Consider the following 24048-nt stretch of genomic DNA (forward strand, 5'->3'; position numbering starts at 1 on the left):
TCTAGCCCGGGGTCGGCAGGACCCAGCCGTCCCGCACCACCACCCCAAGCACGTCGCCCGGGCGCGGGGCCTCGCGGCCGGTGCGCATCGGCACCGGCTCGGGCGACCAGGGGGCCGACAGCCAGAGCAGGCGTCCTGCCCCTTCGAACACCCGCCGGTCGACCAGCGCCGGCAGGCTGCCGGTGGTGCCGCGCGGCACCGGCACCAGATGTTCCGGCCGGAAAACGGCGAGCGCCGGGCCGGCGGCGGTGCCCGGCGGCACGTGAAGCACCGCCTCGACCAGATCGGGCCCCGTCCCGATGCGGGCGCGGGCGCGGCCTTCGGCTTCGGCCCTCAGGATCGTGACCGGCAGCACGGCGCCCTGGCCGATGAAACCGGCCGTCCAGGCATCGGCCGGCCGGTCATAGACGGCTTCGGGCGTATCGATCTGGGTGATCCGGCCGGCTTTCAGCACCGCGATCCGGTCGGCCAGCGCCATAGCCTCGGCCTGGTCGTGGGTGACGTAAAGCGTGGCGGCACCCGTGGCGTCGTGCAGGCGCCGGATCTCTTCACCGATGCCGCGGCGCAGATGCGGGTCCAGATTGGCCAGCGGCTCGTCCATCAGCACGACCGGGGGGCGCGCCGCCAGAACCCGGGCCAGGGCGACGCGCTGGCGCTGGCCGCCAGACAGCGCATCGGGCATGGCCCCGGCGCGGTCCTGCAGCCCCACCGCCGCAAGCGCCTCTGCCACCAGGGCGGCGGTTTCAGCCGGTGCCCGGCGGGCGCGTTCCAGCGCATAGGCGACATTGCGCGCGACCGTCATCTGCGGCCACAGGGCATAGCTCTGGAACACCATGCCCACGCCGCGCGCCTCGGCCGGCACCAGTACCCGGCCGTCGCGATCCACCGGCCGGCCGGCCAGGCTGATCCGTCCCTCATCGGCGCCGTCGAGCCCGGCGACCAGGCGCAGCAGCGTGGTCTTGCCGCAGCCGGACGGGCCGAGCAGCGCCACGAATTCCCCCGGCATGACCTGAAGATCGACCCGGTCGAGGGCCGCCTTGCGGCCATGGCGGCGGGTCACCGCGTCCAGCCGGATGGCATCCGGCGGGGGCGATGCTGCAGGGGCGCGCGGGGTCATGGGCGGTCTCCGAAAGCGCTTTCAAGCCCGGGCAGGCGGGCGATCATCCGGAAGGCGAGGCCTGCAAGCCCAAGTGCTGCGGCCAGGGCGACCACCGAGAGCGCGGCGGCGCCGGCACTGTCGCCTTCGGCCTGGCGGGCATAGATCGCAACCCCCACGGTCTCGGCCCCCCGCGACCAGAGCAGGGCCGAGAGGGTGAGTTCGTTGAAGGCGGTGAGCAGCACCAGCAGCGCGCCACCGGCCGCGGGGCCGGCGAGCGCCGGCCAGGCGCCGACGCGGATCCGGGCCGGGAAGCCGGCGCCGGCCAGACGCGCGGCCTGTTCCGGGGCCGGATCCAGCCGTTCCGCGGCGGCCCGCACCGGCGCCAGCACCAGCCCCGGAAACCGGCCGAGATAGGCGGCGAGCAGGATGGCTGGCGTGCCGTAGAGGGTGAGCCCGATGCCCGGCAGCGGCGGCAGAAAGGCCAGGATCACCCCGATCGCGAACACCGTGCCCGGCAGGGCGAGGGCCAGATCGAAGCCGCCGGCGGCCAGCCGGGCGGCGGGTGCGCCGCGCGCGGCCAAGAGGCCCAGCGGCAGCGCCACCGCAACCGACACGAGCGCGGTGGCCAGGGCGAGCCAGGCGGAGGTGATCACGGCGCCGCCCGCCCCGTGGCGGAGGTCCAGTGCCGCGCGATAGCCGTCGAGACTGGCGGTGGCCGCTGTCAGGGGCACGCCGGGCGCCGGCACCAGCGAGGCCGCGACCAGGGCCGCCAGCGGCAGCAGCGACAGGGCGATCATCAGCATCCAGGCCGGCCCCGCGATCTGACGGCGGCGCCTGCCCAGCGGCAGGCGGGGCACCAGCCGGCCGCCATCGGCGACGCGCGCGGCACGCCCGGCCATCAGGGATTGCAGGCGCAGCAGGCCCAGCGTGCCCAGGCCGAGCAGGCCGGCCAGGGCCGCCGCCTCGCCCACCGCTGCCGGCCCGAAGCCCGACAGGCGCTGATAGATCAGCGTCGACAGCACCGGATAGTCGCCGGGAATGCCGAGCAGGGCGGGCACGCCGAAATTGCCCGCGGCGGATACCAGCGACAGTGCCGCGGCCGCGGCAAGCGCCGGGGCCACCAGCGGCCGGGCCGCGACGGCAAGGGCGGCGGAGGGGCCGGCACCTGCAACCCGTGCCGCCTCGGCGGGTTCGGCCGGAATGCGGGTGACGGCGCCGATCACCGCCAGAAAGGCGATCGGCATATGCTCCACCCCCATCACCAGCCACACGCCCCAGGCGCTTTCCAGCGGGTTGGGGCCGAACCCGCCCAGCCCCAGCACCCGGGCCAGCGGGCCTGCGGGATCGAAGGCCCGACCCCAGGCGAGCGCCGCAATCTGGCTGGGGATCAGCATCGGCAACAGGGCGAGGGCCGCGAAACCGCGCCGGCCCGGCAGGTCGGTCAGCCCGGCCAGCAGGGCGGCACCACCGCCCAGCACCAGGGCCGCGACCGTGGAGGCCAGGGCCGTCACCAGCGTATTGAGCCCGGCCTGCAGCACCCGCCCGTCGCCGAGCAGGCCGAGCCCGAGCCCGCCCGCCACCGCCTCGACCGCAATGAAGCCGAGCGGCAGGCCGGCCAGCAGCAGTGCGGCCGCCACCGCCGGCAGGCCCGCGCGGCCGGCGCGGGGATCGCCCGGCGGGCCGCCCGCCTCGGCCAGTGAAAGGCGGACGGCCGGCAACAGGCGGAACCGCGCCGGAAACCGGAAGCGAGAGGCCGGGATCACCCGCCGAACAGCGCCGCGAAGCGGCGGCGGGTCTCCTCGCCGGTGGCGGCGAGCGCGTCGGGCGCAATCTCCAGCAGCCTGACGGTGGCCGGACGCCCCGGCGGCGCGCCGGCCTCGGGCCGCAGCGGCATATAGCCCTGGGCGACCGCGAAGCGCTGGCCGGTTTCCGACAGCAGCCAGGCCACGAAGGCGCGGGCGGCGTCGACATTGCGGGCGGTCTTCAGGATCGCGACCGGCTCGGTAACGGCGGTCGCCCCTTCCGCGGGGTAGACGAAACCGACCGGCGAGCCCTTGGCGGCGGCATTGAAGGCCATGAAATCGACCAGCACGCCATAGGCGGCGCGGCCGGTCGCGACCGCATCCAGCACCGCGCCATTGCCCTGCAGGGCGGTTGCGCCATTGGCCTTCAGCGCCTCCATGTAAGACCAGCCGAGGCCTTGGGTGGCGGTGACGGTGCCGACATGAATGGTGGCCGCACCGGAATAGAGCGGGCTCGGCATCACCACCCGGTCCTTTGCGGCGGGGGCGGCGAGATCGGCCCAGCCGGTCGGTGCGGGCAGGCCGGCGGCGGTGTTCCAGGCGATGCCGGTGGCGATGATCTTGGTGCCGAACCAGGTGCGATCCTGGTCGTAAGACGTGGCGGGCAGCCCCTCGACCGGTGCGTCGGGCCAGGCTGCCAGGCGATCGCGCGCCTTCAGCCCCGCCATCGCCACGCTGTCGGCGATCAGCAGCAGGTCGGGTTCTGGGCTGCCGGCGGCGAATTCGGCATCCAGCTTGGCCAGCACCTCGGTGGTGCCCGACCGGAAGAACTCGACCGTGACCTCGGGTTCCGCCTTGTTGAAGGCGGCGATCAGATCGGCCATCGCCTTGTTGGGGGTCGAGGTGTAGACGACCAGACGGCCCTGGGCGGCATCGGCGGCGGCGGGCATCAGGGTGGCTGCGGCAAGGGCCGCGGCCAGCAGCAGGGTGGGCGTCTTCATGGGGCGTGATCTCCACGGGCGAACCGATCTGCCCGCATACCACGCCCGTGTTGCAGGCAGATGTCGGCCATCGCGGGATCGGGCCGTCGCGGGATCGGGGCGTCGGTGCTCAGCCGCCGGTGCGGGTCAGCGCGCCGATCAGCACCACAGGGCCGGTGGGGGCGCCGGATGGCGAGCCGCCGGCGGGTTCGATCGAAACCGCCAGGCCCAGCCCGTCACCCAGGCGGGGGCCGAGCGTCGCGGGCAGGTCGACCCGGGTCTCGTGCGCCGGATCGATCAGGCCCAGCGAAACCGGTGCCGCGCCTTCGCCCGGCAGGGCCCAGAGTTCGAAATCCCGGGGCCCGGGCGCAGCCTCTGCCGCGGTTCCGGCCGCCGGCACGCCCAGCGTGCGGACCAGCAGCCGCTTCCGGCCGAAGCCTTCGCCCGGCTCGGCCGATACCACCCAGGTCGGGGCTTCGGCGGCCTCCAGCGGGCGCAGCACCGCCACCAGCCGGGTGGCGTCGGGATCGGGCAGAGGCTGGCGGATCAGCAGGAAGGCGGCCATGGCCGCAGCCGCCACCGCGGCAAGCCCGGCCGCCCCGGCGGTCCAGCGCCAGAGGGTCAGACCGCGGCGGAGGTCGATCACCTGCGCCGCCTCGCTCCGGCTGGTGTCGCCCGCAAGGCTGGCATCGATGCGCGCCTTCAGGCGGGCGGGCGGCGCGACCGGATCCAGCGCCAGCGCCATCGGGGCCAGCCGGCGTTCCCAGTCGGCGACCGCCGCGCGCAGTGCCGGATCCCGGGCGATCTCGGCGCGCAGCGCCGTCCGCGCCGGCTCGTCCAGCGTGCCCAGCACGTATTCGGCAATGTCGACGTCGCGCGGATCGGGAACCTCCCGCGGATCGGTCGGGCCGGCGGTCATCGCTCCAGGCACTCCTTCAGCGCGGCCAGGCCGCGACGGATCCAGCTCTTGACGGTGCCGAGCGGCTGGCCGGTGCGGCCGGCGATCTCGCCATGGCTCAACCCGTCGACATAGGCAAGGCGGACGCTGCCGCGCGCGCCCTCGGACAGCTCGGCCAGACAGGTTTCCAGCCGGTTGATCCGGCCGGGCAGTTCCGGTGTCGTGAAAGTGGGGGGACTGTCGGCATCCGCGGCGGCCGCCTGATCGGCCAGATCGGCGACGATGACCGGGTCGGCGGCGGTTTCGCGGCCGCGCCGGCGCAGCAGATCGAGCGCCCGATAGCGCAGAATGCCGATCGCCCAGGCCGTGACCTCGCCGCGGGCACGGTCGTAGCGCCCGGCATTGCGCCAGATCTGCACGAAGGCGTCGTGGACGGCGTCCTCGGCCAGATCGGCATCCCTCAGCATGCGCAGGGCGACCGCGTGCAGCCGGCCCGACAGCCTGAGATACAGCGCGTCGAAGGCGCGCCGGTCGCCGGTGCCCACGGCTGTCAGCAGGTCGTGCAGACCGTCGGTTTCCGGCCCGTGGTCCATGGACCCGCCCCGCCCCCTCGCGATGAATGACGGGCAACCCTATCACGTCGCTGTGGATCGTGCATGTGCATCCGGGGCGGGGCGGGCAGGCGGGGTCAGCCCTTCGGGATCAGCACCCGGTCGATCACCTGGATGACGCCGTTCGACTGCAGCACGTCATAGGTCGAGATGTCGGCGGTGTGGCCGCCGGCATCGGCGATAACGATATTGTCGGGGCCGTTCATCATGGCGGTCAGCGTGCCGCCCGACAGCGTCGTCAGCACGGCCTTGCCGCCGCCGGCCCGGATGCGGGTCATCAGATCGGCGCGGGTCAGCCGGCCGGGCACGACATGATAGGTCAGCACCCCGGTCAGCCGGTCGCGGGCCGATGGTGCCATCAGCCCGTCGACCGTGCCCGCGGGCAGGGCGTCGAAAGCCGCATTGGTCGGGGCGAAGACGGTGAACGGGCCGGGGCCCGACAGGGCATCCACCAGCCCTGCCTGTTTCACGGCCGCCACCAGCGTGGTGTGATCGGCCGAATTGACCGCGTTCTCGACGATGGTCTTGCCGGCATACATGGGCGCTCCGCCCACCTCGACCGGTTCCATGGGCGCGGCCGACGCCATATGCCGGCCGCCCTGCATGCCGCCGCCGGCACAGCCGGCCAGACCGGCCCCCAGCATCAGAGCGAGGGCAAGGGTTGCGGCGCGGGCGCTGGCCCGGCCGGAGGTCGTGACACTGGTCATCCGATGTCTCCCTGGTTCGCTGCGGGCAGGGCGGGCCGATGCGGCTCGGGCCCTGCTCCATGCAAGCCTTACGGGGCGCCCCGGCGAAACGGATGCAGCGGCCTGCCGAAAAAAGCCGCAGGCCTGCGGGCCGGCCCTTTTCCGGTCACAACTCTGGCTCTCGGATGCCCGGTATCGCTCACGTGCATGGCAGGGCGATCCGGGCGACAGTCGGGATGTGGCCGCGACGGGCACCAGCACACCTCCCGCCCGTCCCGACCGCGCCGGTCCACCGATCCCGTCGCCCATGTCCCGGCCCCGTCCCGCCGTTCATGGGAGCCCCTCCCTCTCCCGAGGGGCGCCTCCTTTCCCGTAGGAGGCATCGGACCGGCCGTGCGGCGCCCGCCGCGGCCCACCTGCCCCTCTCCCCGGGGGCAGCCGAGACATCATCAGGAGCAACCACCTCAGATGGGCATCGCCTTCCCCCGCGTCGCAACCCGTCTCGCCTTCGCCGCAGCTGCGGTTCTGGCGGTCGCGGCCTGCGACGACGCCGACGCCCCGAGCACGCCGCCGGCCGAGCAGTCGGCCCCGGCCCCCGCCCCCTCGGCTCCCGCACCGTCGGCGCCCGCCCCGAGCGCCCCCGCCCAGCCCGCCCCGTCCGATCAGAGCGGTGCCCCGACGGCGCCGAACACGCCTGCCCCGGTCTCTCCCAGCCCGACCACGCCGGCGCAGCCGGCGCCCGATGCGCCGGGCGATGCCAGCAGCGGCGCCACCAGCCCCGGCGCGGGCGATACCGGTTCGGCCGGCAGTTCCGGCTCGGGCAGCAGCAATCTTGAGCCGCAGAGCGGAACGCCGTCAGGCAACCCCGCCGGCGGCGCCACCTGATCGGTCCGACCGTGAAGCAGGTCGCCGGAAGGGTGCGCCGGCGATCGGGTTCCCCTTGAAGGACCGACAGGACGGGTCGGGTGTGCCGCAAGGCGCATCCGGCCCGTTCCCTTTCTGGTACCTCCCTTTCAGGTACCCTCCCACACTGTCTCGAAGCCCGCCGTCCGGCGGGCTTTCGCCGTTTTGTGACCCCCGTCACCGCCAAGCGTTGCCCGAAGGTGACCCCTCCGGAATTTCTGGACCCGATCATCCAGAAATGTCTTGAAGCCCCCGCCGGATCGGCCATCTTGTGCGGAAACCAATTCGTGGTCGCCCTGGTCCAATAATTCGGGCGGTCCGGTCATTCGGCGGAGGCGGTATGAAGAAGATCATCCTTGGCGCGGTGGTCGTTGCGGCACTGGTCGGCGGTGGCTGGTACGGCGCGGAATGGTGGCGCCATGGCCGCTTCGTCGAAAGCACCGACGACGCCTATGTCCATGGCGATATCGCCAACATCGCGCCGCGTGTGGCCGGCCAGGTCACCGAGGTGGCGGTGAAGGACAACACCTCGATCGATGCGGGCGCCCTGCTGTTCCGGATCGACGATGCCGACTACAAGGCCAAGGTTGCCGAAGCCGAGGCGGCGCTGGCCCGCGCCCGGGCGTCGGTCGACGTGATCGACCGCCAGCTGGAGCTGCAGAAGACCGAGATCGCGCGCGCCGAGGCCGGCGTCGCCTCGGCCGAGGCGGAACGCGCCCGCGCGGCCGGTGACCTCAAGCGCTATGCCGAGCTGAACCGTACCGCCGCCGCCAGTGCCCAGCGCTACGACACCGCCCGCGCCGATGCCCGCAAGGCCGAGGCGTCGCTGGCCGAGGCCAGGGCCGCCGTGGCGGCCGCCAGGGGCCAGGTGCCGGTGCTGGAAGCGAACCGCGTCGAGGCCGAGGCCCAGATCGCCTCTGCCGAGGCGACGCTGCAGGCGGCACGGCTCGATCTTGCCCATACCGTGGTCCGGGCACCCCAGTCGGGGATCGTGGCCAACCGTTCGGTCGAGCCCGGCGAATACGTCAAGGCCGGCCAGACCGCGCTTGCGATCGTGCCGCTGCCCGAGACCTATGTGGTCGCGAATTTCAAGGAGACCCAGCTTGCGGCAATGCGCCCCGGCCAGCCGGTGACCATCGCGGTCGACGCCCTCGGCGGGCGGGAACTCCATGGCCGGGTCGAAAGCCTGTCGCCGGCCAGCGGTGCGCGTTTCAGCCTGCTGCCGCCCGAGAACGCCACCGGCAACTTCACCAAGATCGTCCAGCGCGTGCCGGTCCGCATCGCGGTCGACGAGGCCGATCCCGCGGCGAAGCTGCTGGTGCCGGGCCTGTCGGTGGTGGTGGCGGTCGATACCGCGGCCGAGCCCGCGGCCGAAGCGGTTCAGCCCCAGTACGGCCTGGGTGCCGAGCCCACGGCCCCGCGCCTGGCGCAGCGCTGAGCGGAGGCGGGTCCGATGACCGAGGCCACGTCTACAGCGGGCAGCGCACCGGCAGCGCCTGCCGCCGCGGCGCCCAAGGGGCCCTCGGTGGGGCAGATCGCCGGCTTTATCGCCATGGTCTTCGGCATGTTCATGGCCATCCTGGACATCCAGATCGTGTCGTCCTCGCTGTCGGAACTCCAGGCGGGCCTCGCCGCCAGCCCCGACGAGGTCTCGTGGATCCAGACCAGCTATCTGATCGCCGAAGTGGTGATGATCCCGCTCTCGGGCTATCTCTCCCGGGCGCTGTCGACCCGTGGCCTGTTCCTGATCTCGGCGGCGGGCTTCACGGTGATGAGCGCGCTTTGCGCCACGGCCACCACCCTCGACGAGATGATCCTCTGGCGGGCGCTGCAGGGCTTCGTCGGCGGGGCGATGATCCCGACCGTGTTCGCGGCGGCCTTCCAGCTCTTCCCCGGCAACCGGCGGGCCGGCGTGTCGGTGGTGATCGGTCTGGTCGCGACGCTCGCCCCCACCATCGGCCCGACCCTCGGCGGCTGGCTGACCGAGATCTTCTCGTGGCACTGGCTGTTCCTGGTCAACGTCGTGCCCGGCATTCTGGTGACGCTGGTGGTCTGGCGCGCGCCTTCTTTCGATACCGGCGATCGCAGCCTGCTGCGCCGGCTGGATCTGCTCGGGCTGGTGCTGATGGCGCTGTTCCTGGGCTCGATGGAATATGTGGTCGAAGAGGGGCCGCGCGACGACTGGTTCGACGACCGCACCATCACCTTCCTGTTCGTGCTGATGGTCGCGGCCGGCATCGGCTTCTTCTGGCGGGTGCTGAGCCACCACAACCCGATCGTCGATCTCAAGGCCTTCCGCGACCGCAATTTCGCCACCGGCTGCGTGTTCAGCTTCGTGATCGGTGTCGGCCTCTACGGCCTGGTCTATGTGCTGCCGCTCTATCTGGCGCGGATCCGCGATCTCAACGCCATGCAGATCGGCGAGGTGCTGTTCGTCACCGGCCTTGCCCAGTTCTGTTCGGCCCCCATCGCCGGCATGCTGTCGCGCAAGATGGATGTGCGGGTGATGCTGGCGATCGGCTTCATCATGCTTGCCGGGTCCACCTGGTGGATGTCGCACATCACCGCCGACTGGCAGTTCGACCAGCTGCTGTGGCCGCAGATCATGCGCGGCATGTCGCTGATGCTGTGCATGCTGCCGGTCAACCAGATCGCCCTCGGCACGCTGCCGATGGAGATGCTGAAGAATGCGAGCGGGCTTTATAATCTGATGCGCAATCTGGGGGGTGCGGTCGGCCTTGCCGGCATCAACACCCTGATGATCGACCGCAACGCCCTGCATCTGGAACGCATCGCCGATGCCGCCAACCCGAACCGGCCCGAGGTCCAGGCGGCACTCGACGCCCTGGGGCAGCGCTTCGACGGAGCGATTGCCGGCGACAGTTCGCTCGCGGCGCTCAAGACGCTGATGAACATGATCCAGGCCCAGGCGCAGGTGATGACCTTCGGCGACGTCTTTCTGGTGCTGGCGGGGATCTTCGTCGCCGCGGCGGTGATCACCACCACCGTGCGCCGGCCGCAGATGGCCGGGGCCGGCGGGGGAGGCGGGCATTGACCGAGGCGAGCCGGACCGACATCCGCCGGGTGCGGGCCGTGGTCGCCGCCGCCCGCGAAGCGGCGGCCGAGGCCTGCGGTACCGGCTGCCCGCCGGCCCGGCAGGGGCCCGGCCGGCCGCCCGACACGGAAAAGCGCCGCGCGATCCTGGATGCCGCCCGCCGGCTGTTCACCCGCGACGGCTTCGTGGCCGGCATGGGCGAGATCGCGGCCGAGGCCGGGGTTTCGAAGCAGACGATCTACAACGCCTTCCGCAACAAGGACGAGCTGTTCCTGGCGGCGATCGCCGAGGTCGCCGACCAGATCACCGCCCATCTGGAAACCCCGGACCCCGAGGCCTCGCCCCACGAGATCCTGACCCGCATCGCCTGGCATTTCATGGATGTGGTCATCTCGGGCAAGATGGTCTCGGTCATGCGCATGCTGACCGGCTCGGGGCCGGGCGGCATGGCGCCGGATCTCGCCGCCGCCTTCTACGAGATCGGCCCGGCCCGCAACGGCCGCAGGCTGGCCGACTGGCTGGCGGCACAGGATCGTGCCGGCCGGCTGTCGGTCGATGATCCCGATCTCGCATCGGAACACTTCTTCGGTATGCTGAATGGCAAATTGCAGCTCCGCCAGCTGTTCCACGCCGCGCCGCCGCCCGACGACGCCGAGGCCGAACGGCGGGTGGAGGCTGCGGTCAGGCGCTTCCTGAAGGCCTACGCCCCCGACTGACCCGGTGGCGCTGCGCCCCCGGGGGGCCGCGAACCGGATGCCGGGAAGGAACACGCATGCTGCGCTGGGAAGGCACGGCCCTGGGCCGCGTCGAGGATTTCACCCTGGTCGAGCGACCGACGCCCGAGCCGGGGCCCGGGCAGATGCGGCTGCGGATAGAGGCCGCCGCCCTCGGCTATGTCGACGGGCTGATCGTCCATGGCCGCTATCAGATCCGCCCCGACCTGCCCTATGTGCCGGGCGGCGAGATCGTCGGCATCGTCGATGCGACGGGACCCGGCGTCACCCGGTATGTCCCGGGCGACCGGGTGGTGACCTGGCAGATGGGCGGCGGCCTGGCCACCCATGTCGTGGTGGCGGAGGCGGAGGCGGATCCCGTGCCGGACGGGCTCGCAGGGCTCCATGCGGCCGCGATGCTGGTCGACTATCAGACCGCGGCCTATGGCCTGTTCCCGCGCGGGCGGCTCACGCCCGGCGAGCGGGTGCTGGTGACCGGGGCGTCGGGCGGGGTCGGCTCGGCCGCGGTGCAGCTGGCGGCCCGGGCCGGCGCCCATGTCGTGGCGCTCGCCAGCACCGAAGAGGGGCGGGCGCGGGCGATCGCGCTCGGTGCCGCGGCGGCGATCCCGTCGCTTGATCCCGACATCCGCGCCCGGATCCGCGAGACCCTGCCGGGCGGCGCGATCGATATCGTGTTCGACCCCGTCGCCGGCCCCGGCTTCGAGCCCCTGTTCCGCTCGCTCGACAAGGAAGGGCGGCATCTGATCCTGGGCTTCGTCGGCGGCGCGATCCCGGCCCTGCCGGTCAATCTGCCCCTGCTCAAGAGCGCGGCCCTGATCGGGGTGGAAATCCGCCACTATCTGACGGCCCATGCCGACGAGGCGCGCGCGGTGCGGCTGGCGCTGATGGCGCGGGTGGCGGCAGGGGAGCTGCTGCCGCCGAAGGTGGTCGAGATGCCGCTCGACCGGGCCCGCGAGGCCCTGGCGGCGACCCTGTCGCGGAGCAAGGGCGGCAAGATTGTGGTGGTGCCGGGCGTGGTGGTGCCGGGCTGAAGCGTCAGAGCGAGAGGAAGAAGCCCACGAAAACCGGCGTGGCCAGGCTGACGGCGAAACCGCTGGCCAGGGCCACCAGCCCGGCCTCCCGCCCGCCATGGATGGTGATGATGCCGAGCGAGACATCCATGGCGGTGGCACCGGCCGAGGCGACGGGCGCCAGGGGCCCGAAGGCGCGCACCATCAGCCCGGCGAAGACCAGGGTGATGACCTCGCGCGAGATGTTGGCCATCAGCGCCAGCGCGCCCATCACCTCGCCGCGCGCCTCGGCGATCATCACCGCCGACAGGCTGTACCAGCCGAAGCCCGAGGCGACGGCCAGCACGTCCGGCAGGCTCATCCCCGGCAGCAGCGGCGCCACCAGCGCCGCACCGCCGAGCGTGCCCAGGATCACCGCCACCGGCAGGGCGATCGCGCGCGGGCCGGCGCTGCGCAGCCGGGCCCAGGCCGACGGATCCAGCGCCGTGCCGATCCCGACCAGGAAGACCAGCAGCATCAGCGCGGGCTCGGTTGCATCGGCCGTCTGCGCGCCAAGGCCGGGGGCCAGGGCGCCGAGGGCGATGCCGGCGACATAGGCGCCCAGGATGATCAGGGTCATGATCACGGCAGCGGCCTCCGCCGGGTGCGGCCGATCAGCCCCAGCAGCAGCAGCGTCACCAGGATCGACCCCGCCACCGCGGCGGCCGAAATCGCGACCGCCTTCAGCCCCGAGGCGGCGAGGGTGGCGGCAAGATCGGGCATGGCGCCGGTGCCGATGCCCATCAGCACCAGCAGCACGACGATCGACACGGTCGTCAGCCGGTCGACCGGCCGGGCGATGCGTGTCCGATGGCCGCGGAGCAGGCGGCCGAGCACGAGGCCGGCCAGAAAGGCGAGGGCAAGGGCGAGCATGGGGCGGGGGCCTTGTGCGCAGGGGTGGAACGGCGATCAGCCAGAGCTTTACGGCGACCGGTGGCGGCTGTCCATCCCATGTCCACCGCCTGAGTGGTGGCGGTGCCGGGCGGATGTCGCTAGCATGCATAAAAACAAACGTATGAATGCGGACCGGCAAGGCCCGGCCGCGCCAGGGAGGATGACCCGCATGGTCGAAATCACCCATCGCCGCGTTCCGGTCGGCGAGGTCACGCTGCATGTCGCCGAAGCCGGCCGGCCCGACGCCCCGGTCATGCTGTTCCTGCACGGCTTTCCGGAATTCTGGTACGCCTGGAAGGGCATGATGTCCCGCTTCGCAGGCGAGTATCGCTGCGTGGCGCCCGATCTGCGCGGCTTCGGCGAGAGCGACGCCCCGGCCGAGGTGGAGGCCTACCGGACGAAGCGGGTGGTGGGCGACATCCTGGGGCTGATCGATGCGCTGGGGGTGGACAAGGTGATCCTGGTCGCCCATGACTGGGGTGGGGCGGCGGCCTGGTCCTTCGCCATGGCCCATCCGGGCCGCATCCACCGGCTGATCATCCTGAACTCGCCCCATCCCGCGACCTTCCAGCGCGAGTTGATGCGCAATCCCGAGCAGATCCGGGCCAGCCAGTATTTCCGCCTGTTCCGCACGCCCGAAGCCGAAGAGAAGCTGTCGGCCAATGATTTCGACTGGCTGTGGCGGTTCTCGATGCGCCCGGTCTACGACAAGGGGCTGATGACCGACGAAGACCGCGCCGCCTATCTGGAGGCCTGGGGCCGGCCCGGCCGGCTGACCGGCGGGCTGAACTGGTACCGGGCCTCGCCCATCGACGTGGTGCCGGCGGGCACGACCCCGCCCGAGCAGCCGCTGCTCGATCCCGCGGTCTATTCGGTCAGGGTGCCGACCCTGGTGATCTGGGGGCTGGGCGATACGGCGCTCGTGCCCGGGCTGATCGAGGGGCTGGAGGCCTGGGTGCCGGATCTCAGAATTGAGCGTGTGCAGCATGCCACCCACTGGATCGCCCATGAGGCGCCGGACGAGGTGGAGGCCCATATCCGCGATTTCCTCAGCAAGCGCGGATAGGTTTGTACGGATATTTCCGTCAGACACGATTTACGGACATCATGATACACTGAATGGGCATTCGGCGGTTTTATCCGTATCGAGTGCCCATTTCTGCCCGCCATGTGCCACTTGCTCCACCTGCCGGCCCGGTTTATAGTGCACCGCACATAAAACAAGGGACCGGGGCCGGCATCGCCCTGCCACCGGACGAGAATGCAGTCGCCCGCGGCCCGCCCGCGGGCTCGTGGAGAGCATGACGGGTCCGGCCGCGCGCGACCGGGCGCAGTATCGAAAGGTCTGGTTCCCATGACCGCGATCAGCGGCCTGAGCCTCGAAGACATGACCGTCGGCATGGAGTCGACGATCTCCCATACCGTGACCGACGCCGATGTGCGGGCCTTTGCCGACATTTCGGGCGATCACAACCCGGTCCATCTGGACGAGGACTTCGCACAGACGACGCCGTTCAAGGGCCGTATCGCCCATGGCGCCTTCACCACGAGCTTGATTTCCGCGGTTCTCGGAACCAGACTGCCCGGGCCCGGCGCCATCCTGGTCGACCAGAGCTTCCGGTACCGCGCGCCCGTGCGCATCGGCGACACGGTGACGGCGCTGGTCCGGGTGAACGAGATCGATCCGGCGCGCCGGCGCGTGACGCTCGCCACCGAATGCCTGGTGGGCGGCACGGTCGTCGTCGACGGCATCACCAAGGTCATGGTGCCGGCCCGCGCGGCCGCACTCGCTGCCGCCGGCTGATCCGCCGGCCCGGGCGGGGCGGCGGCGGTCCGCGCGACCCATCGCCCCGCCTGCCCGGGGCCGGACACATGGACGGGGAATGCGGCTCTACAGACGTTTCGAAGGCTTGGGTCCCGAGGCACGCGGTCTTGCCGTGGCGCTCGGGAATTTCGACGGTGTGCATCGCGGCCATCAGGCGGTGATCGGCGCCGCGGAATCGGCCGCACGCCGCCTCAACACCCGGCCGGCGGTGCTCACCTTCGAGCCCCACCCCCGCAGCGTGCTGCAGCCCGATCGGGCCCCCGGCCGGCTGCAGACCCCGGCCGACAAGCTGCGTGTGCTGGACGATGCCGGCATCGCCGCGGTGTTCATGCTGCGCTTCGACCGCCTGCTCGCCGCCATGCCGGCCGAAGACTTCGTGGAGCGGGTGCTGTGGCGCGGGCTGCGCGTCGCCCATCTCTCCATCGGCCATGATTTCGTCTTCGGCAAGGGCCGGGGCGGCAATGCCAAGATGCTGGAAGCCGCCGCCCAGGCCCATGGCTTCAGCCTGTCGGTGGTGGAGCCGCGCGCCGATGGCGACACGATCTTTTCGTCCACCGCCATCCGCGCCGCGATCACCGGGGGCGACATGGTGCGGGCCGCCCGCCTGCTCGGCCGGCCCTGGTCGGTGTCGGGCCGGGTGCGTGGCGGCGACCGGCGCGGCCGGACCATCGGTTTTCCCACCGCCAATGTCGCGATCGGCCGCTATGTCGAGCCGGCGACCGGTGTCTATGCCATCCGGGTGAACGTCGCACCCGGCCGCGGTCCCGGCGGCGAGGTGCTGCCCGGCGGCCATTTCGGCGGTGTTGCCAATTTCGGCCGCCGCCCCACCTTCGACAAGCGCGACCTGCTGCTCGAGGCGCATCTCTTCGATTTTGCCGGCGATCTTTACGGCCGGCGGGTGGAGATCGCCTTCATCGAGCGCATTCGCCCCGAGCGCCGCTTCGACGGGATCGAGGCCCTGAAGGCCCAGATCGCCGCCGATGCCGAACAGGCGCGATCGCTTCTCGCCAGGGCAGCCGACCGGCGCTATCCATAAGCCTCGCCCCATGGCATGATGCGGCCCGCCCGGGTTCGGGCGTGCCTGCCCTTATGCCATCGGCCGTGCATTCCGCCGGCCGGTGTCTCCCCGTCACCAACCTGAAGCCCGGAAGGGCCGGACCTCGATGAGCGTGGACTACAAAGCCTCGGTTTTCCTGCCCCAGACCCGTTTCCCCATGCGCGGCAACCTGCCGGCCAACGAACCCGGTCTGCTCGACCGCTGGTCCGGCCAGGACCTTTATGCACGCCTGCGCGAAGACGGCCGGGACCGCGAGCGCTTCGTGCTCCATGACGGGCCGCCCTATGCGAACGGCCATCTCCATATCGGCCATGCGCTGAACAAGATCCTGAAGGACGTGATCAGCCGCTGCCAGCAGATGCAGGGCCGCGATGCGCCCTACGTCCCCGGCTGGGATTGCCACGGTCTGCCGATCGAATGGGAGATCGAGAAGCGCTATCGCGAGAAGGGCCGGAACAAGGACGAGGTGCCGCTGGTCGAGTTCCGCCGCGAATGCCGTGAATTCGCGAGCCACTGGATCGACGTGCAGCGCGAAGAGTTCAAGCGCCTGGGCGTCCTCGGCGACTGGGAACGGCCCTATCTCACGATGACCTACAGCGCCGAGGCGCAGATCGTGCGGGAGCTGGGCAAGTTCCTCACCTCCGGTCAGCTCTATCGCGGCCCCCAGGCCGTGATGTGGTCGCCGGTCGAAAAGACCGCGCTGGCCGAGGCCGAGATCGAATATCACGACAAGACCTCGACCACGATCACCGTGCGCTTCCCGGTGGTGAAGGCCACCCATCCGGCGCTGGACGGGGCCGCGGTCCTGATCTGGACCACCACCCCCTGGACCATCCCCGGCAACCGCGCGGTCGCCTATGGCCCGGATCTCGACTATGTCGCGATCCGCGTGACCGGCACGGCCGACGGCTCGCTCGCCCGCATGGGCGAGGTGCTGGTGCTGGCCGAGGCGCTGGCCGCCCAGGTGCTGGCCGAGGCCGGCATCACCGGCCACGAGGTCGTCGCCACCTTCAAGGGCAGCGCCTTCGAAGGCGCCGTCTGCGCCCATCCTTTCCACGGCCGCGGCTACGATTTCGAGGTGCCGCTGCTGCCGGGCGACCATGTCACCACCGAGCAGGGCACCGGCCTTGTCCACACCGCCCCCGGCCATGGCGAGGAAGACTTCCTTCTGGGCCGCGCCTTCGGGCTGGAGGTGCCGGACACGGTGGCCGAGGACGGCACCTATACCGATCAGGTGCCGATCTTTGCCGGCGACCATGTCTTCAAGGTCGACGATCGGATGTGCGACGAGCTGACCGGGGCGGGTGCGCTGCTTGCCCGCGGCAGGCTGCGTCACAGCTATCCGCATTCCTGGCGGTCCAAGGCGCCGGTCATCTTCCGCGCCACCCGCCAGTGGTTCATCTCGATGGAGCATGCCCGGCTTCGCGAGAAGGCGCTGGCCGCCATCGATCAGGTGCGCTGGGTGCCCGAGACCGGGCGCAACCGCATCCGCTCGATGGTGGAAACCCGCCCCGACTGGCTGGTCTCGCGTCAGCGCGCCTGGGGCGTGCCGATCACCGTGTTCGTGGACCGGAAGACCGGTGAACCGCTGCGCGACCCCGAGGTCATCGACCGGGTGGCGGTGGCCGTGGCCGAAGAGGGCGCCGAGGCCTGGTACACCCGCGATCCGGCCGAGTTCCTCGGCAAGGGCCGCAACCCCGAGGATTACGAGCAGGTCACCGACATCCTGGATGTCTGGTTCGACAGCGGATCGACCCATTCCTTCACGCTGGAAGGCCGCAACGATCTGAAGTGGCCGGCCTCGCTCTATCTCGAAGGTTCGGACCAGCATCGCGGCTGGTTCCAGTCGTCGCTGCTCGAATCCTGCGGCACCCGCGGCACGGCGCCTTACGAGGCGGTGCTGACCCATGGTTTCGTGCTCGACGGCGAAGGCCGCAAGATGTCGAAATCGGTCGGCAACGTCATCGCCCCCCAGCAGGTGATCGAACAGTACGGCGCCGACATCCTCAGGCTCTGGGTGGTGTCGGCCGACTATTCGCAGGATGTGCGCATCTCCAAGGAGATCCTGTCCTCGCAGGCCGATGCCTATCGCCGGCTGCGCAACACCTTCCGCTATCTGCTGGGCGCGCTCGACGGCTTCACCGAGGCCGAGCGCCTGCCCCTGGCCGAGATGCCCGAGCTGGAGCGCTTCATCCTGCACCGTCTGTGGGAGCTGGACGGCCAGATCCGCAAGGCGATCGCGGCCTATGACTTCCACACCATGGCGACGCTGCTGCATAATTTCTGCGCTGTGGACCTGTCGGCCTTCTATTTCGACGTCCGCAAGGACGTGCTCTATTGCGACGCGCCCGACAGCATCCGCCGCCGGGCGACCCGCACCGTGATGGACCTGCTGTTCGATCGTCTGACCGTCTGGTCGGCGCCGATCCTGGTGTTCACGGCCGAGGAAGCCTGGCTCGCCCGCTTCCCCGAGGGCCAGGTGCCCGAGGGCGAGAGCGTGCATCGGCGGGTCTTCCCCGACACCGACGACGCCTGGCGCAACGACACGCTGGCCGATCGCTGGCGGCGGGTCCGTCAGATCCGCCGGGTGATCACCGGCGCGATCGAGGTGGAGCGCCGCGAGAAGCGCATCCGGGCGAGCCTGGAGGCGCATCCGACCGTCTGGCTGGCGCCGGAACATGCCCATGTTTTCGACGGGCTGGATCCGGCCGAGCTGTCGATCACCTCTGACGCCACGCTCACCGGCGGCGATGCCCCGGCCGATGCCTTCCGGCTGGACGACGTGCCGGGCGTGGCCGTGGTGGTCGGCCGGGCGGATGGCGAGAAATGCGCCCGGTGCTGGAAGGTCCTGCCCGAGGTCGGCACCCATGCCGATCATCCGGAGCTGTGCGACCGCTGTGCGGATGCCGTCGCCCATGGCTGAACGGGGACCGGTGGCCGAGGCGGCCTGGCACCAGGCGGCGAGGGCCCGCAGCCGGCGCATGCTGGTCGTGGGCTTCCTGCTGGTGTTCGTGGCCGACCAGATCACCAAGCAGCTGGCGCTCGCCGCCTTCGACATGCCGGGTGACGGCGTCGTCGTCACCTTCTTCTTCAACCTGACACTCGTGTTCAATCGCGGGGTCAGTTTCGGTATGTTGGCGCAGCATGGCGAGCTTGCCCGCTGGGGGCTGGCGGTGATGGCGACGGTGGTGGCCGTTCTCCTGGGCCGCTGGGCCTGGAAGGGCGAGCGGCCGCTGACGGCGCTGGGGCTGGGTTTCGTGGCCGGCGGCGCCATCGGCAATGCGCTCGACCGGGTCCGGATCGGTGCGGTGGTGGACTTCCTGGATGTCCACTATGCCGGCTGGCACTGGCCCGCCTTCAACATCGCCGATGCCGGCATCACGCTGGGCGTGATCCTGCTGCTGGTGGACGGCCTGTTCGGCCGCGATCCGGCCGGCCCGGAAAAGACCTGACCAGGGGGGCGAAGATCCGCCTCCTGTCGCCTATCATGGACGCTGTCCCCGGGCCTCGGGCCCTTGGACGGGATGAGGGAGCAGACCGCATGAGCCGCCTGACCGCGTTGTCGGTGATCGCCATTCTGAGCGTCGGCCTGGCCGCCTGTGATTCGGCGCGCGAGACCCTGGGCCTCAACAAGCGGGCGCCCGACGAATTTGCCGTCGTGCCGCGCGCACCGCTCGTTCTGCCGCCGAATTACGATCTGCGCCCGCCGGAGCCCGGTGCGCCGCGCCCGCAGGAAGCGACGCCCGCACAGGCGGCGCGTCAGGCGCTGACCGGCACGGCGCCGGCTGCGGCACCGGTGGCCAACGGCATCGATCCGCTCGACCAGGCGGTGCTGGCCCGGACCGGTGGTGACCGGGCGGATCCGTCGATCCGCGCGACCATCGCGCAGGAAAACACCCAGCTGGCCGAGGCGAGCGAGAGCTTCGTCGACGATCTGCTGTTCTGGCAGGAGCGCGAGCAGCCGGGCACCGTGATCGATGCCGGTGCCGAGCAGCGCCGCCTGCAGACCAATCAGGCGGTCGGCCGGCCGATCGACACCGGCGAGACGCCGATCATCGAGCGCAAGCGCCGCGGCCTGCTTGAAGGCATCTTCTGAGCGACACGAGCCGCTGTCGTCATCCGGGCGGGGTTGCACCGGCCGCCGTCGAGGCCCATCCTGTGATGCGGCCGCATGCGCCCCGCGCGGCCGGTCAACCAAAGAGGAGACGACGCTTGTCTGCGTCCCCATCACCCGTCCGGCGCCGATCGCGCCCCGGGCGGCTGGTCGCCTCGCTGCTGGTGACGTCGGCCCTGCTGGCCGTCCCGGTGCTGCTGCCCGTCACGCCGGCCCCGGCTGCAACGCCGCCCTCCATCGCCGCGGCGACCGCCACCGCCGCCGCCGAGGCGGCGACGCCCCTGCTCGGCGCGAAGAGCCGGGTGCTGGAGAACGGGCTCACCGTCGTGGTGGTCGAAGACCATCGGATGCCGGTGGTCTCGCATATGGTCTGGTACCGGGTGGGTGCGGCGGACGAGCCGGCCCGCCGCTCGGGCATCGCCCATTTCCTGGAACATCTGATGTTCAAGGGCACCGAGCAGACCTCGGGCGATGAATTCTCCCGGCTGATCGCCGAGAATGGCGGCCGCGACAACGCCTTCACCTCTTACGACTACACCGCCTATTACCAGAACATCGCGGCCGATCGGCTCGATCTGGTCATGCGGCTTGAAGCCGACCGGATGACCGGGCTGAGGCTTCGGCCCGAAGACACCAGAACCGAACTGCAGGTGGTGATCGAAGAGCGTCGCAGCCGCACCGACAACGATCCCCAGACCCGGTTCGGCGAGGCCTATCGGGCCATGGTCTATGCCGGCCACCCCTATGGCCGGCCGGTGATCGGCTGGCCGGACGAGCTGAAGACGCTCGACCGCGAGGATGCGGTGGCCTTCTACAAGGCGCATTACCACCCCTCCGCCGCCATCGTCGTGGTCGCAGGCGACGTTCGGGCTGCAGACGTGTTCCGCCTGGCCGCCGAGACCTATGGCCGGATCCCGGATACCGCCGGCTTCGACGAGGCGAAGCGCGTGCGTCCGGCGCCGGCGCCGCTGGTGGGCGACCGCCGGCTGGTGCAGGACGCCGCCGGCGTGGCCTCGCCCTCGTGGCGCCGCTCGTGGCTGGTGCCGCGGGCAGAGGTGTTCGGCCGCGACCGCGAAGAGGCGCTGGATCTGATGACCTTCGCCATGGGCGGCAGCTCGACCTCGCCGCTCTACCGCCGGCTGGTGGTGGATGAAGGCGTCGCCGTCCAGGCCGGGGCCTATTACGCCGGTGCGCGCGACGAAGGCCAGCTGATGGTCTATGCAGCCCCGGCGCCGGGTGTCTCGATCACCAGACTTGAAGCGGCGGTCGGCCGCGCGCTGGCCGACATCCTGAAACAGGGCGTCGCCCCCGACGTGCTGGAACGTGCCCGCACCCGGATGCTGGCCGATGCCGTCTATGCCCGCGACAGCGTGTCGTCCACCGCCAATATGGTGGGGGCGGCCCTTGCCACCGGCGAGACGCTGGAGCGGATCGAGACCTGGCCGCAGCGTGTGGCCGCGATCACCGGCGATCAGGGCATGGAAGCCCTGCGGGCGGTGATGGGGCCCGATCAGGGCACGGCGACCGGCGTGCTGCTGCCCGAAGGGCTGGGTGTCGACGATCCCGCACCCGCCGTTGCGGCCACGGCCGTGACCCCGCCCTCCAGCGAGGGGACCGTCCATTGATCACCGCCCTGTCGTCTTTCCGTCGTCACATGTCGCCGATTGGTCACGAGGTCCGGCGCCTCGGCCTGCGTATGATCGGCACCATCCTGACCGCGCTGGTGCTGCTGGTGGTGATCGGGCCGGTGCCGGCGGCACGCGCGCTCGACATCCGCACGCTCACCAGCCCGCAGGGTATCCCCTTCTGGCTGGTACAGGTGTCGGAGCTTCCGGTGGTCACCGTCGATTTCGCCTTTGCGGGTGGCACCCGGATCGAACCGGCGGCCAAGGCCGGCGCCGCGACGCTCGCCTCGGGCCTTCTGGTCGAAGGGGCGGGCGACATGGATGGTCCGGCCTTCCAGGACGCGCTGGCCGCACGTGCGGTGGAATTCTCGACCGGTGTCGATCGCGATGCTTTTTCGGGCAGCTTCCGCAGCCTTGCGACCGAAGCGGAGGCGGCCGCGAAGCTGGTCGGGCTGGCCCTCAGCGCGCCGCGGTTCGATGCCGACGATATCGAGCGCGACCGCAGGCAGCTGCTGGTCTCGCTGGCACGCTCGGCCGAAAACCCGCAGGCGATCGCCTCGCGCAGCCTGCTCGCCGGGCTGTTTCCGAACGATGCCTACGGCCGTGACACCGACGGCACGCCCGAGACCGTGGCCGCGCTGACCCGCGAGGATCTGGCGGCCTATGTCTCGCGCCAGTTCACCCGCAACCGGCTGACCCTGGGGGTGGTGGGCGACATCACGCCCGAGGCCGCCGGGCGGGTGGTGGATCTGGCCTTTGCCGGCCTGCCCGCCGGCGATGGCCGGCCGAAGACCGATCCGGTCGCCCCCCGCTTCTTCGGTGAGACGGTGGTCGACCGGCCGATCCCGCAGACCATCATCACCTTCGCCCTGCCGGGCATTCTGCGCAGCGATCCCGACTGGTTTCCGGCCTTCGTGATGAACCACATCCTGGGCGGCGGCACGTTCACGGCGCGGCTGTTCCGGGAAGTCCGCGAGACGCGCGGGCTTGCCTATAGTGTCGGCACCACGCTCTACCCGCTCGACCGGGCCGGCCTGCTCTATGGCTATGCCGCCACCCGCAACGACCGGGCGCGGGAGACGGTTCAGGTCATCCGCGAGCAGATCGCCCGCTTCGCCGAAGAGGGGCCGACCGAGGCCGAACTCGCCGGCGCCAAGAAATACCTCACCGGATCCTTCCCGCTGTCGCTCGATGGCAGCGGTGCCGTGGCCGGGCTGCTGGTCACGATGCAGATCCACCACCTGCCGCCCGGCTATCTCGACGACCGGAGCAGCCTGATCGAGGCGGTGACGGCCGACGACGTCAAACGGGTCGCGAAGCGGCTGCTCGATATCGACAAGCTGTCGGTGGTGATGGTCGGGCAGCCGGCAGACGGGGCCGGATCCGCTGCCCCCGCCGCCGCCCGGATTTCGGAAAACGGTGCCCGAAGCACCGCGCCCAACAGCATCCAGTGACGTCCCAACAAGGACAAAGCATCAGCATCATGGCCAAGACTCTGCCGTTCTCGATCGATTTCACCGGATGCCTCGCCGATACCGGGGCGGAATGCGGGGCGCTGCTCGACCAGACCCGGTCGGCGCTGGCACGTCTGCAAGGCTGGCAGGCCGACGGAACCCTGCCCCTGCTGCGCCTGCCGGCCGCCCGCGACGATCTGGCGGCGCTGGAGCCGCTGGTGCTGCGCTGGCGCGACGAGGCGTCGGATGTTCTGGTGCTGGGCATCGGCGGCTCCAGCCTGGGCGCGCAGGCGCTGCTGGAGCTGCGCGATCCCGAGGATCGCGGCCCGCGCATTCACACCCCCGACAATGTCGATCCGGTGAGCTTCCGCCGGCTGGTGGATGGCCTGGACTGGGCCGGGACGCGGGTGCTGGCCGTGTCGAAATCCGGCGGGACAGTCGAGACGGTGGCGCAGCTGCTTCTGGTCCTGGACCGCATGGAGGCATCCCTCGGTCGTGATGCGACCGCGGCACGGCTGGTCGTGGTGGCGGAGCCCGGCAACTCGCCGCTGCGCCGGATCGCCGACGACTACGGCGTCGAGACCTTCGATCACGACCCGAATGTCGGCGGCCGGTTCTCGGTGCTGTCTCTGGTCGGCCTGCTGCCGGCCATGCTGGGCGGCGTGGATGCGGTGGCGATCCGCGAGGGCGCCGCGGCGGTTCTCGACCAGGCCTTTGCCGGGGGTGACCCGGCCGGGATCCCGGCGGCGATGGGGGCTGCGGCGACGGCGGCGCTGATGCAGCACAAGGGCATCTCGCAGGCGGTGCAGTTCGGCTATGTCGACCGGCTGGCCCGTTTCGGCGAGTGGTGGCGGCAGCTGGTGGGGGAAAGCCTCGGCAAGCAGGGCATCGGTCTGGCGCCGGTCTTTGCCCGCGGGGCGACCGACCAGCACAGCCAGCTGCAGCTCTATCTCGATGGTCCGCGCGACAAGCTGGTGACGGTGATCGAGCCGCCGGCGGAGCAGCAGCCGGCCTGGCGGATCACGCCCGAGGCGGCGACGCGCTATGGCGTTCCCTATCTCGCCGGCCGCAGCCTGGGCGATCTGATCGCGGCCGAGGCCCGGGCCACGGCCGAGAGCCTGATCGCCGAGGGCCGCCCGACCATCCGGATGAAGCTGGATGCGGTCGACGGGCGGACGATCGGCGCGCTGATGATGACGGCGATGATCGAAACCATCCTTCTGGCCGATCTGCTGGCGGTGGATCCCTTCGATCAGCCTGCGGTTGAGAAGGGCAAGGTCCTGACCCGCGAATATCTGGCCGCCGCCGGCTGAGGTATCGTC

General features: G+C 71.1%; 22 protein-coding genes. 14 read left to right on the top strand and 8 right to left on the bottom strand.

Going from position 1 to position 24048, the window contains the following annotated elements; all coding sequences use genetic code 11:
• Position 1: 1 nt before the first annotated feature.
• The 6 genes from WI697_RS13945 to WI697_RS13970 all read right to left on the bottom strand — a co-directional run bounded on the left by WI697_RS13945 (position 2) and on the right by WI697_RS13970 (position 5935).
• A complete protein-coding gene (locus WI697_RS13945; protein ID WP_345958875.1) occupies positions 2-1117 on the bottom strand; it encodes an ABC transporter ATP-binding protein in 1116 nt (371 codons plus the stop codon).
• Positions 1114-2817 carry an ABC transporter permease gene (locus tag WI697_RS13950; protein ID WP_345958876.1) on the bottom strand — a complete coding sequence of 568 codons (1704 nt, stop codon included), beginning with the start codon at positions 2815-2817 and terminating at the stop codon, positions 1114-1116. Before WI697_RS13950 ends, WI697_RS13945 begins: the two co-directional genes overlap by 4 nt.
• A gap of 41 nt (positions 2818-2858) precedes the next feature.
• Positions 2859-3842, bottom strand: coding sequence for an ABC transporter substrate-binding protein (locus WI697_RS13955; protein ID WP_345958877.1), 984 nt, complete (start codon positions 3840-3842; stop codon positions 2859-2861).
• A gap of 109 nt (positions 3843-3951) precedes the next feature.
• The gene (locus WI697_RS13960; protein ID WP_296714740.1) at positions 3952-4740 is read right to left on the bottom strand and encodes an anti-sigma factor; all 789 of its coding nucleotides are present in this window, start codon (positions 4738-4740) and stop codon (positions 3952-3954) included.
• Positions 4737-5312, bottom strand: a complete 576-nt coding sequence (locus WI697_RS13965) for a sigma-70 family RNA polymerase sigma factor (RefSeq protein WP_345958878.1) — start codon at positions 5310-5312, stop codon at positions 4737-4739. Before WI697_RS13965 ends, WI697_RS13960 begins: the two co-directional genes overlap by 4 nt.
• A 95-nt stretch (positions 5313-5407) precedes the next feature.
• Positions 5408-5935 (bottom strand): fasciclin domain-containing protein, encoded by a 528-nt coding sequence (locus tag WI697_RS13970; protein ID WP_385997656.1) that lies wholly within the window; start codon positions 5933-5935, stop codon positions 5408-5410.
• Between the two features lie 549 nt (positions 5936-6484).
• Here WI697_RS13970 and WI697_RS13975 point away from each other — a divergent pair.
• The 5 genes from WI697_RS13975 to WI697_RS13995 all read left to right on the top strand — a co-directional run bounded on the left by WI697_RS13975 (position 6485) and on the right by WI697_RS13995 (position 11739).
• Positions 6485-6901: a hypothetical protein gene (locus WI697_RS13975; RefSeq protein WP_345958879.1), complete on the top strand. Its 417-nt coding sequence runs from the start codon at positions 6485-6487 to the stop codon at positions 6899-6901.
• Between the two features lie 358 nt (positions 6902-7259).
• A complete protein-coding gene (locus tag WI697_RS13980) occupies positions 7260-8357 on the top strand; it encodes an HlyD family secretion protein (protein ID WP_062762967.1) in 1098 nt (365 codons plus the stop codon).
• A gap of 15 nt (positions 8358-8372) precedes the next feature.
• The gene (locus WI697_RS13985) at positions 8373-9974 is read left to right on the top strand and encodes a DHA2 family efflux MFS transporter permease subunit (RefSeq protein ID WP_345958880.1); all 1602 of its coding nucleotides are present in this window, start codon (positions 8373-8375) and stop codon (positions 9972-9974) included.
• A complete protein-coding gene (locus tag WI697_RS13990; protein ID WP_062762971.1) occupies positions 9971-10690 on the top strand; it encodes a TetR/AcrR family transcriptional regulator in 720 nt (239 codons plus the stop codon). Before WI697_RS13985 ends, WI697_RS13990 begins: the two co-directional genes overlap by 4 nt.
• Positions 10691-10746: 56 nt before the next feature.
• Positions 10747-11739, top strand: a complete 993-nt coding sequence (locus WI697_RS13995; RefSeq protein WP_345958881.1) for an NADPH:quinone oxidoreductase family protein — start codon at positions 10747-10749, stop codon at positions 11737-11739.
• A 4-nt stretch (positions 11740-11743) separates the two neighbouring features.
• Here WI697_RS13995 and WI697_RS14000 read toward each other — a convergent pair whose 3' ends face one another.
• Together WI697_RS14000 and WI697_RS14005 are read right to left on the bottom strand one after the other, a co-directional pair.
• Complete coding sequence (locus WI697_RS14000) at positions 11744-12337, bottom strand: LysO family transporter (protein WP_231889348.1); 594 nt, start codon at positions 12335-12337, stop codon at positions 11744-11746.
• Positions 12338-12339: 2 nt separating this feature from the next.
• Positions 12340-12630, bottom strand: coding sequence for a LysO family transporter (locus tag WI697_RS14005; RefSeq protein WP_345958882.1), 291 nt, complete (start codon positions 12628-12630; stop codon positions 12340-12342).
• Between the two features lie 190 nt (positions 12631-12820).
• On the opposite strand from WI697_RS14005, the gene WI697_RS14010 reads away from it, so the two are divergent.
• The 9 genes from WI697_RS14010 to WI697_RS14050 all read left to right on the top strand — a co-directional run bounded on the left by WI697_RS14010 (position 12821) and on the right by WI697_RS14050 (position 24039).
• Positions 12821-13717 (top strand): alpha/beta fold hydrolase, encoded by an 897-nt coding sequence (locus tag WI697_RS14010; protein WP_062762979.1) that lies wholly within the window; start codon positions 12821-12823, stop codon positions 13715-13717.
• 288 nt (positions 13718-14005) lie between these two features.
• Entirely contained in the window at positions 14006-14455 is a 450-nt protein-coding gene (locus WI697_RS14015) for a MaoC family dehydratase (RefSeq protein ID WP_014746408.1), read from the top strand.
• 79 nt (positions 14456-14534) lie between these two features.
• Complete coding sequence (locus tag WI697_RS14020) at positions 14535-15512, top strand: bifunctional riboflavin kinase/FAD synthetase (RefSeq protein ID WP_062762981.1); 978 nt, start codon at positions 14535-14537, stop codon at positions 15510-15512.
• A gap of 127 nt (positions 15513-15639) precedes the next feature.
• Complete coding sequence (gene ileS, locus WI697_RS14025; protein ID WP_345958883.1) at positions 15640-18456, top strand: isoleucine--tRNA ligase; 2817 nt, start codon at positions 15640-15642, stop codon at positions 18454-18456.
• The gene (lspA, locus tag WI697_RS14030) at positions 18449-18985 is read left to right on the top strand and encodes a signal peptidase II (RefSeq protein WP_082828382.1); all 537 of its coding nucleotides are present in this window, start codon (positions 18449-18451) and stop codon (positions 18983-18985) included. The genes ileS and lspA overlap by 8 nt, the downstream gene beginning before the upstream one ends.
• A gap of 89 nt (positions 18986-19074) precedes the next feature.
• Entirely contained in the window at positions 19075-19629 is a 555-nt protein-coding gene (locus tag WI697_RS14035) for a DUF3035 domain-containing protein (RefSeq protein WP_062762985.1), read from the top strand.
• A 116-nt stretch (positions 19630-19745) separates the two neighbouring features.
• Positions 19746-21272, top strand: coding sequence for a M16 family metallopeptidase (locus WI697_RS14040; RefSeq protein WP_345958884.1), 1527 nt, complete (start codon positions 19746-19748; stop codon positions 21270-21272).
• Positions 21273-21301: 29 nt separating this feature from the next.
• Positions 21302-22726 (top strand): M16 family metallopeptidase, encoded by a 1425-nt coding sequence (locus tag WI697_RS14045; protein WP_345958885.1) that lies wholly within the window; start codon positions 21302-21304, stop codon positions 22724-22726.
• A 29-nt stretch (positions 22727-22755) separates the two neighbouring features.
• Positions 22756-24039 carry a glucose-6-phosphate isomerase gene (locus WI697_RS14050; protein ID WP_345958886.1) on the top strand — a complete coding sequence of 428 codons (1284 nt, stop codon included), beginning with the start codon at positions 22756-22758 and terminating at the stop codon, positions 24037-24039.
• Positions 24040-24048 lie beyond the last annotated feature (9 nt).

The sequence above is a fragment of the Tistrella mobilis genome (genome assembly GCF_039634785.1).
Classification (GTDB): Bacteria; Pseudomonadota; Alphaproteobacteria; order Tistrellales; family Tistrellaceae; genus Tistrella; species Tistrella mobilis.

Excerpts from the sequence above, each read along its gene's own strand:
- WI697_RS14015 (WP_014746408.1), top strand. The coding sequence starts at position 14,006 with ATGACCGCGATCAGCGGCCTGAGCCTCGAAGACATGACCGTCGGCATG.
- WI697_RS13995 (WP_345958881.1), top strand. The coding sequence starts at position 10,747 with ATGCTGCGCTGGGAAGGCACGGCCCTGGGCCGCGTCGAGGATTTCACC.
- WI697_RS14050 (WP_345958886.1), top strand. The coding sequence starts at position 22,756 with ATGGCCAAGACTCTGCCGTTCTCGATCGATTTCACCGGATGCCTCGCC.
- lspA (WP_082828382.1), top strand. The coding sequence starts at position 18,449 with ATGGCTGAACGGGGACCGGTGGCCGAGGCGGCCTGGCACCAGGCGGCG.
- WI697_RS13955 (WP_345958877.1), bottom strand. The coding sequence starts at position 3,842 with ATGAAGACGCCCACCCTGCTGCTGGCCGCGGCCCTTGCCGCAGCCACC.
- WI697_RS14005 (WP_345958882.1), bottom strand. The coding sequence starts at position 12,630 with ATGCTCGCCCTTGCCCTCGCCTTTCTGGCCGGCCTCGTGCTCGGCCGC.
- WI697_RS13960 (WP_296714740.1), bottom strand. The coding sequence starts at position 4,740 with ATGACCGCCGGCCCGACCGATCCGCGGGAGGTTCCCGATCCGCGCGAC.
- WI697_RS14010 (WP_062762979.1), top strand. The coding sequence starts at position 12,821 with ATGGTCGAAATCACCCATCGCCGCGTTCCGGTCGGCGAGGTCACGCTG.
- WI697_RS13980 (WP_062762967.1), top strand. The coding sequence starts at position 7,260 with ATGAAGAAGATCATCCTTGGCGCGGTGGTCGTTGCGGCACTGGTCGGC.
- WI697_RS13970 (WP_385997656.1), bottom strand. The coding sequence starts at position 5,935 with ATGCAGGGCGGCCGGCATATGGCGTCGGCCGCGCCCATGGAACCGGTC.
- WI697_RS14045 (WP_345958885.1), top strand. The coding sequence starts at position 21,302 with ATGTCGCCGATTGGTCACGAGGTCCGGCGCCTCGGCCTGCGTATGATC.
- WI697_RS13965 (WP_345958878.1), bottom strand. The coding sequence starts at position 5,312 with ATGGACCACGGGCCGGAAACCGACGGTCTGCACGACCTGCTGACAGCC.
- WI697_RS14035 (WP_062762985.1), top strand. The coding sequence starts at position 19,075 with ATGAGCCGCCTGACCGCGTTGTCGGTGATCGCCATTCTGAGCGTCGGC.
- WI697_RS13985 (WP_345958880.1), top strand. The coding sequence starts at position 8,373 with ATGACCGAGGCCACGTCTACAGCGGGCAGCGCACCGGCAGCGCCTGCC.
- WI697_RS13975 (WP_345958879.1), top strand. The coding sequence starts at position 6,485 with ATGGGCATCGCCTTCCCCCGCGTCGCAACCCGTCTCGCCTTCGCCGCA.
- WI697_RS13945 (WP_345958875.1), bottom strand. The coding sequence starts at position 1,117 with ATGACCCCGCGCGCCCCTGCAGCATCGCCCCCGCCGGATGCCATCCGG.
- WI697_RS14020 (WP_062762981.1), top strand. The coding sequence starts at position 14,535 with ATGCGGCTCTACAGACGTTTCGAAGGCTTGGGTCCCGAGGCACGCGGT.
- WI697_RS14000 (WP_231889348.1), bottom strand. The coding sequence starts at position 12,337 with ATGACCCTGATCATCCTGGGCGCCTATGTCGCCGGCATCGCCCTCGGC.
- ileS (WP_345958883.1), top strand. The coding sequence starts at position 15,640 with ATGAGCGTGGACTACAAAGCCTCGGTTTTCCTGCCCCAGACCCGTTTC.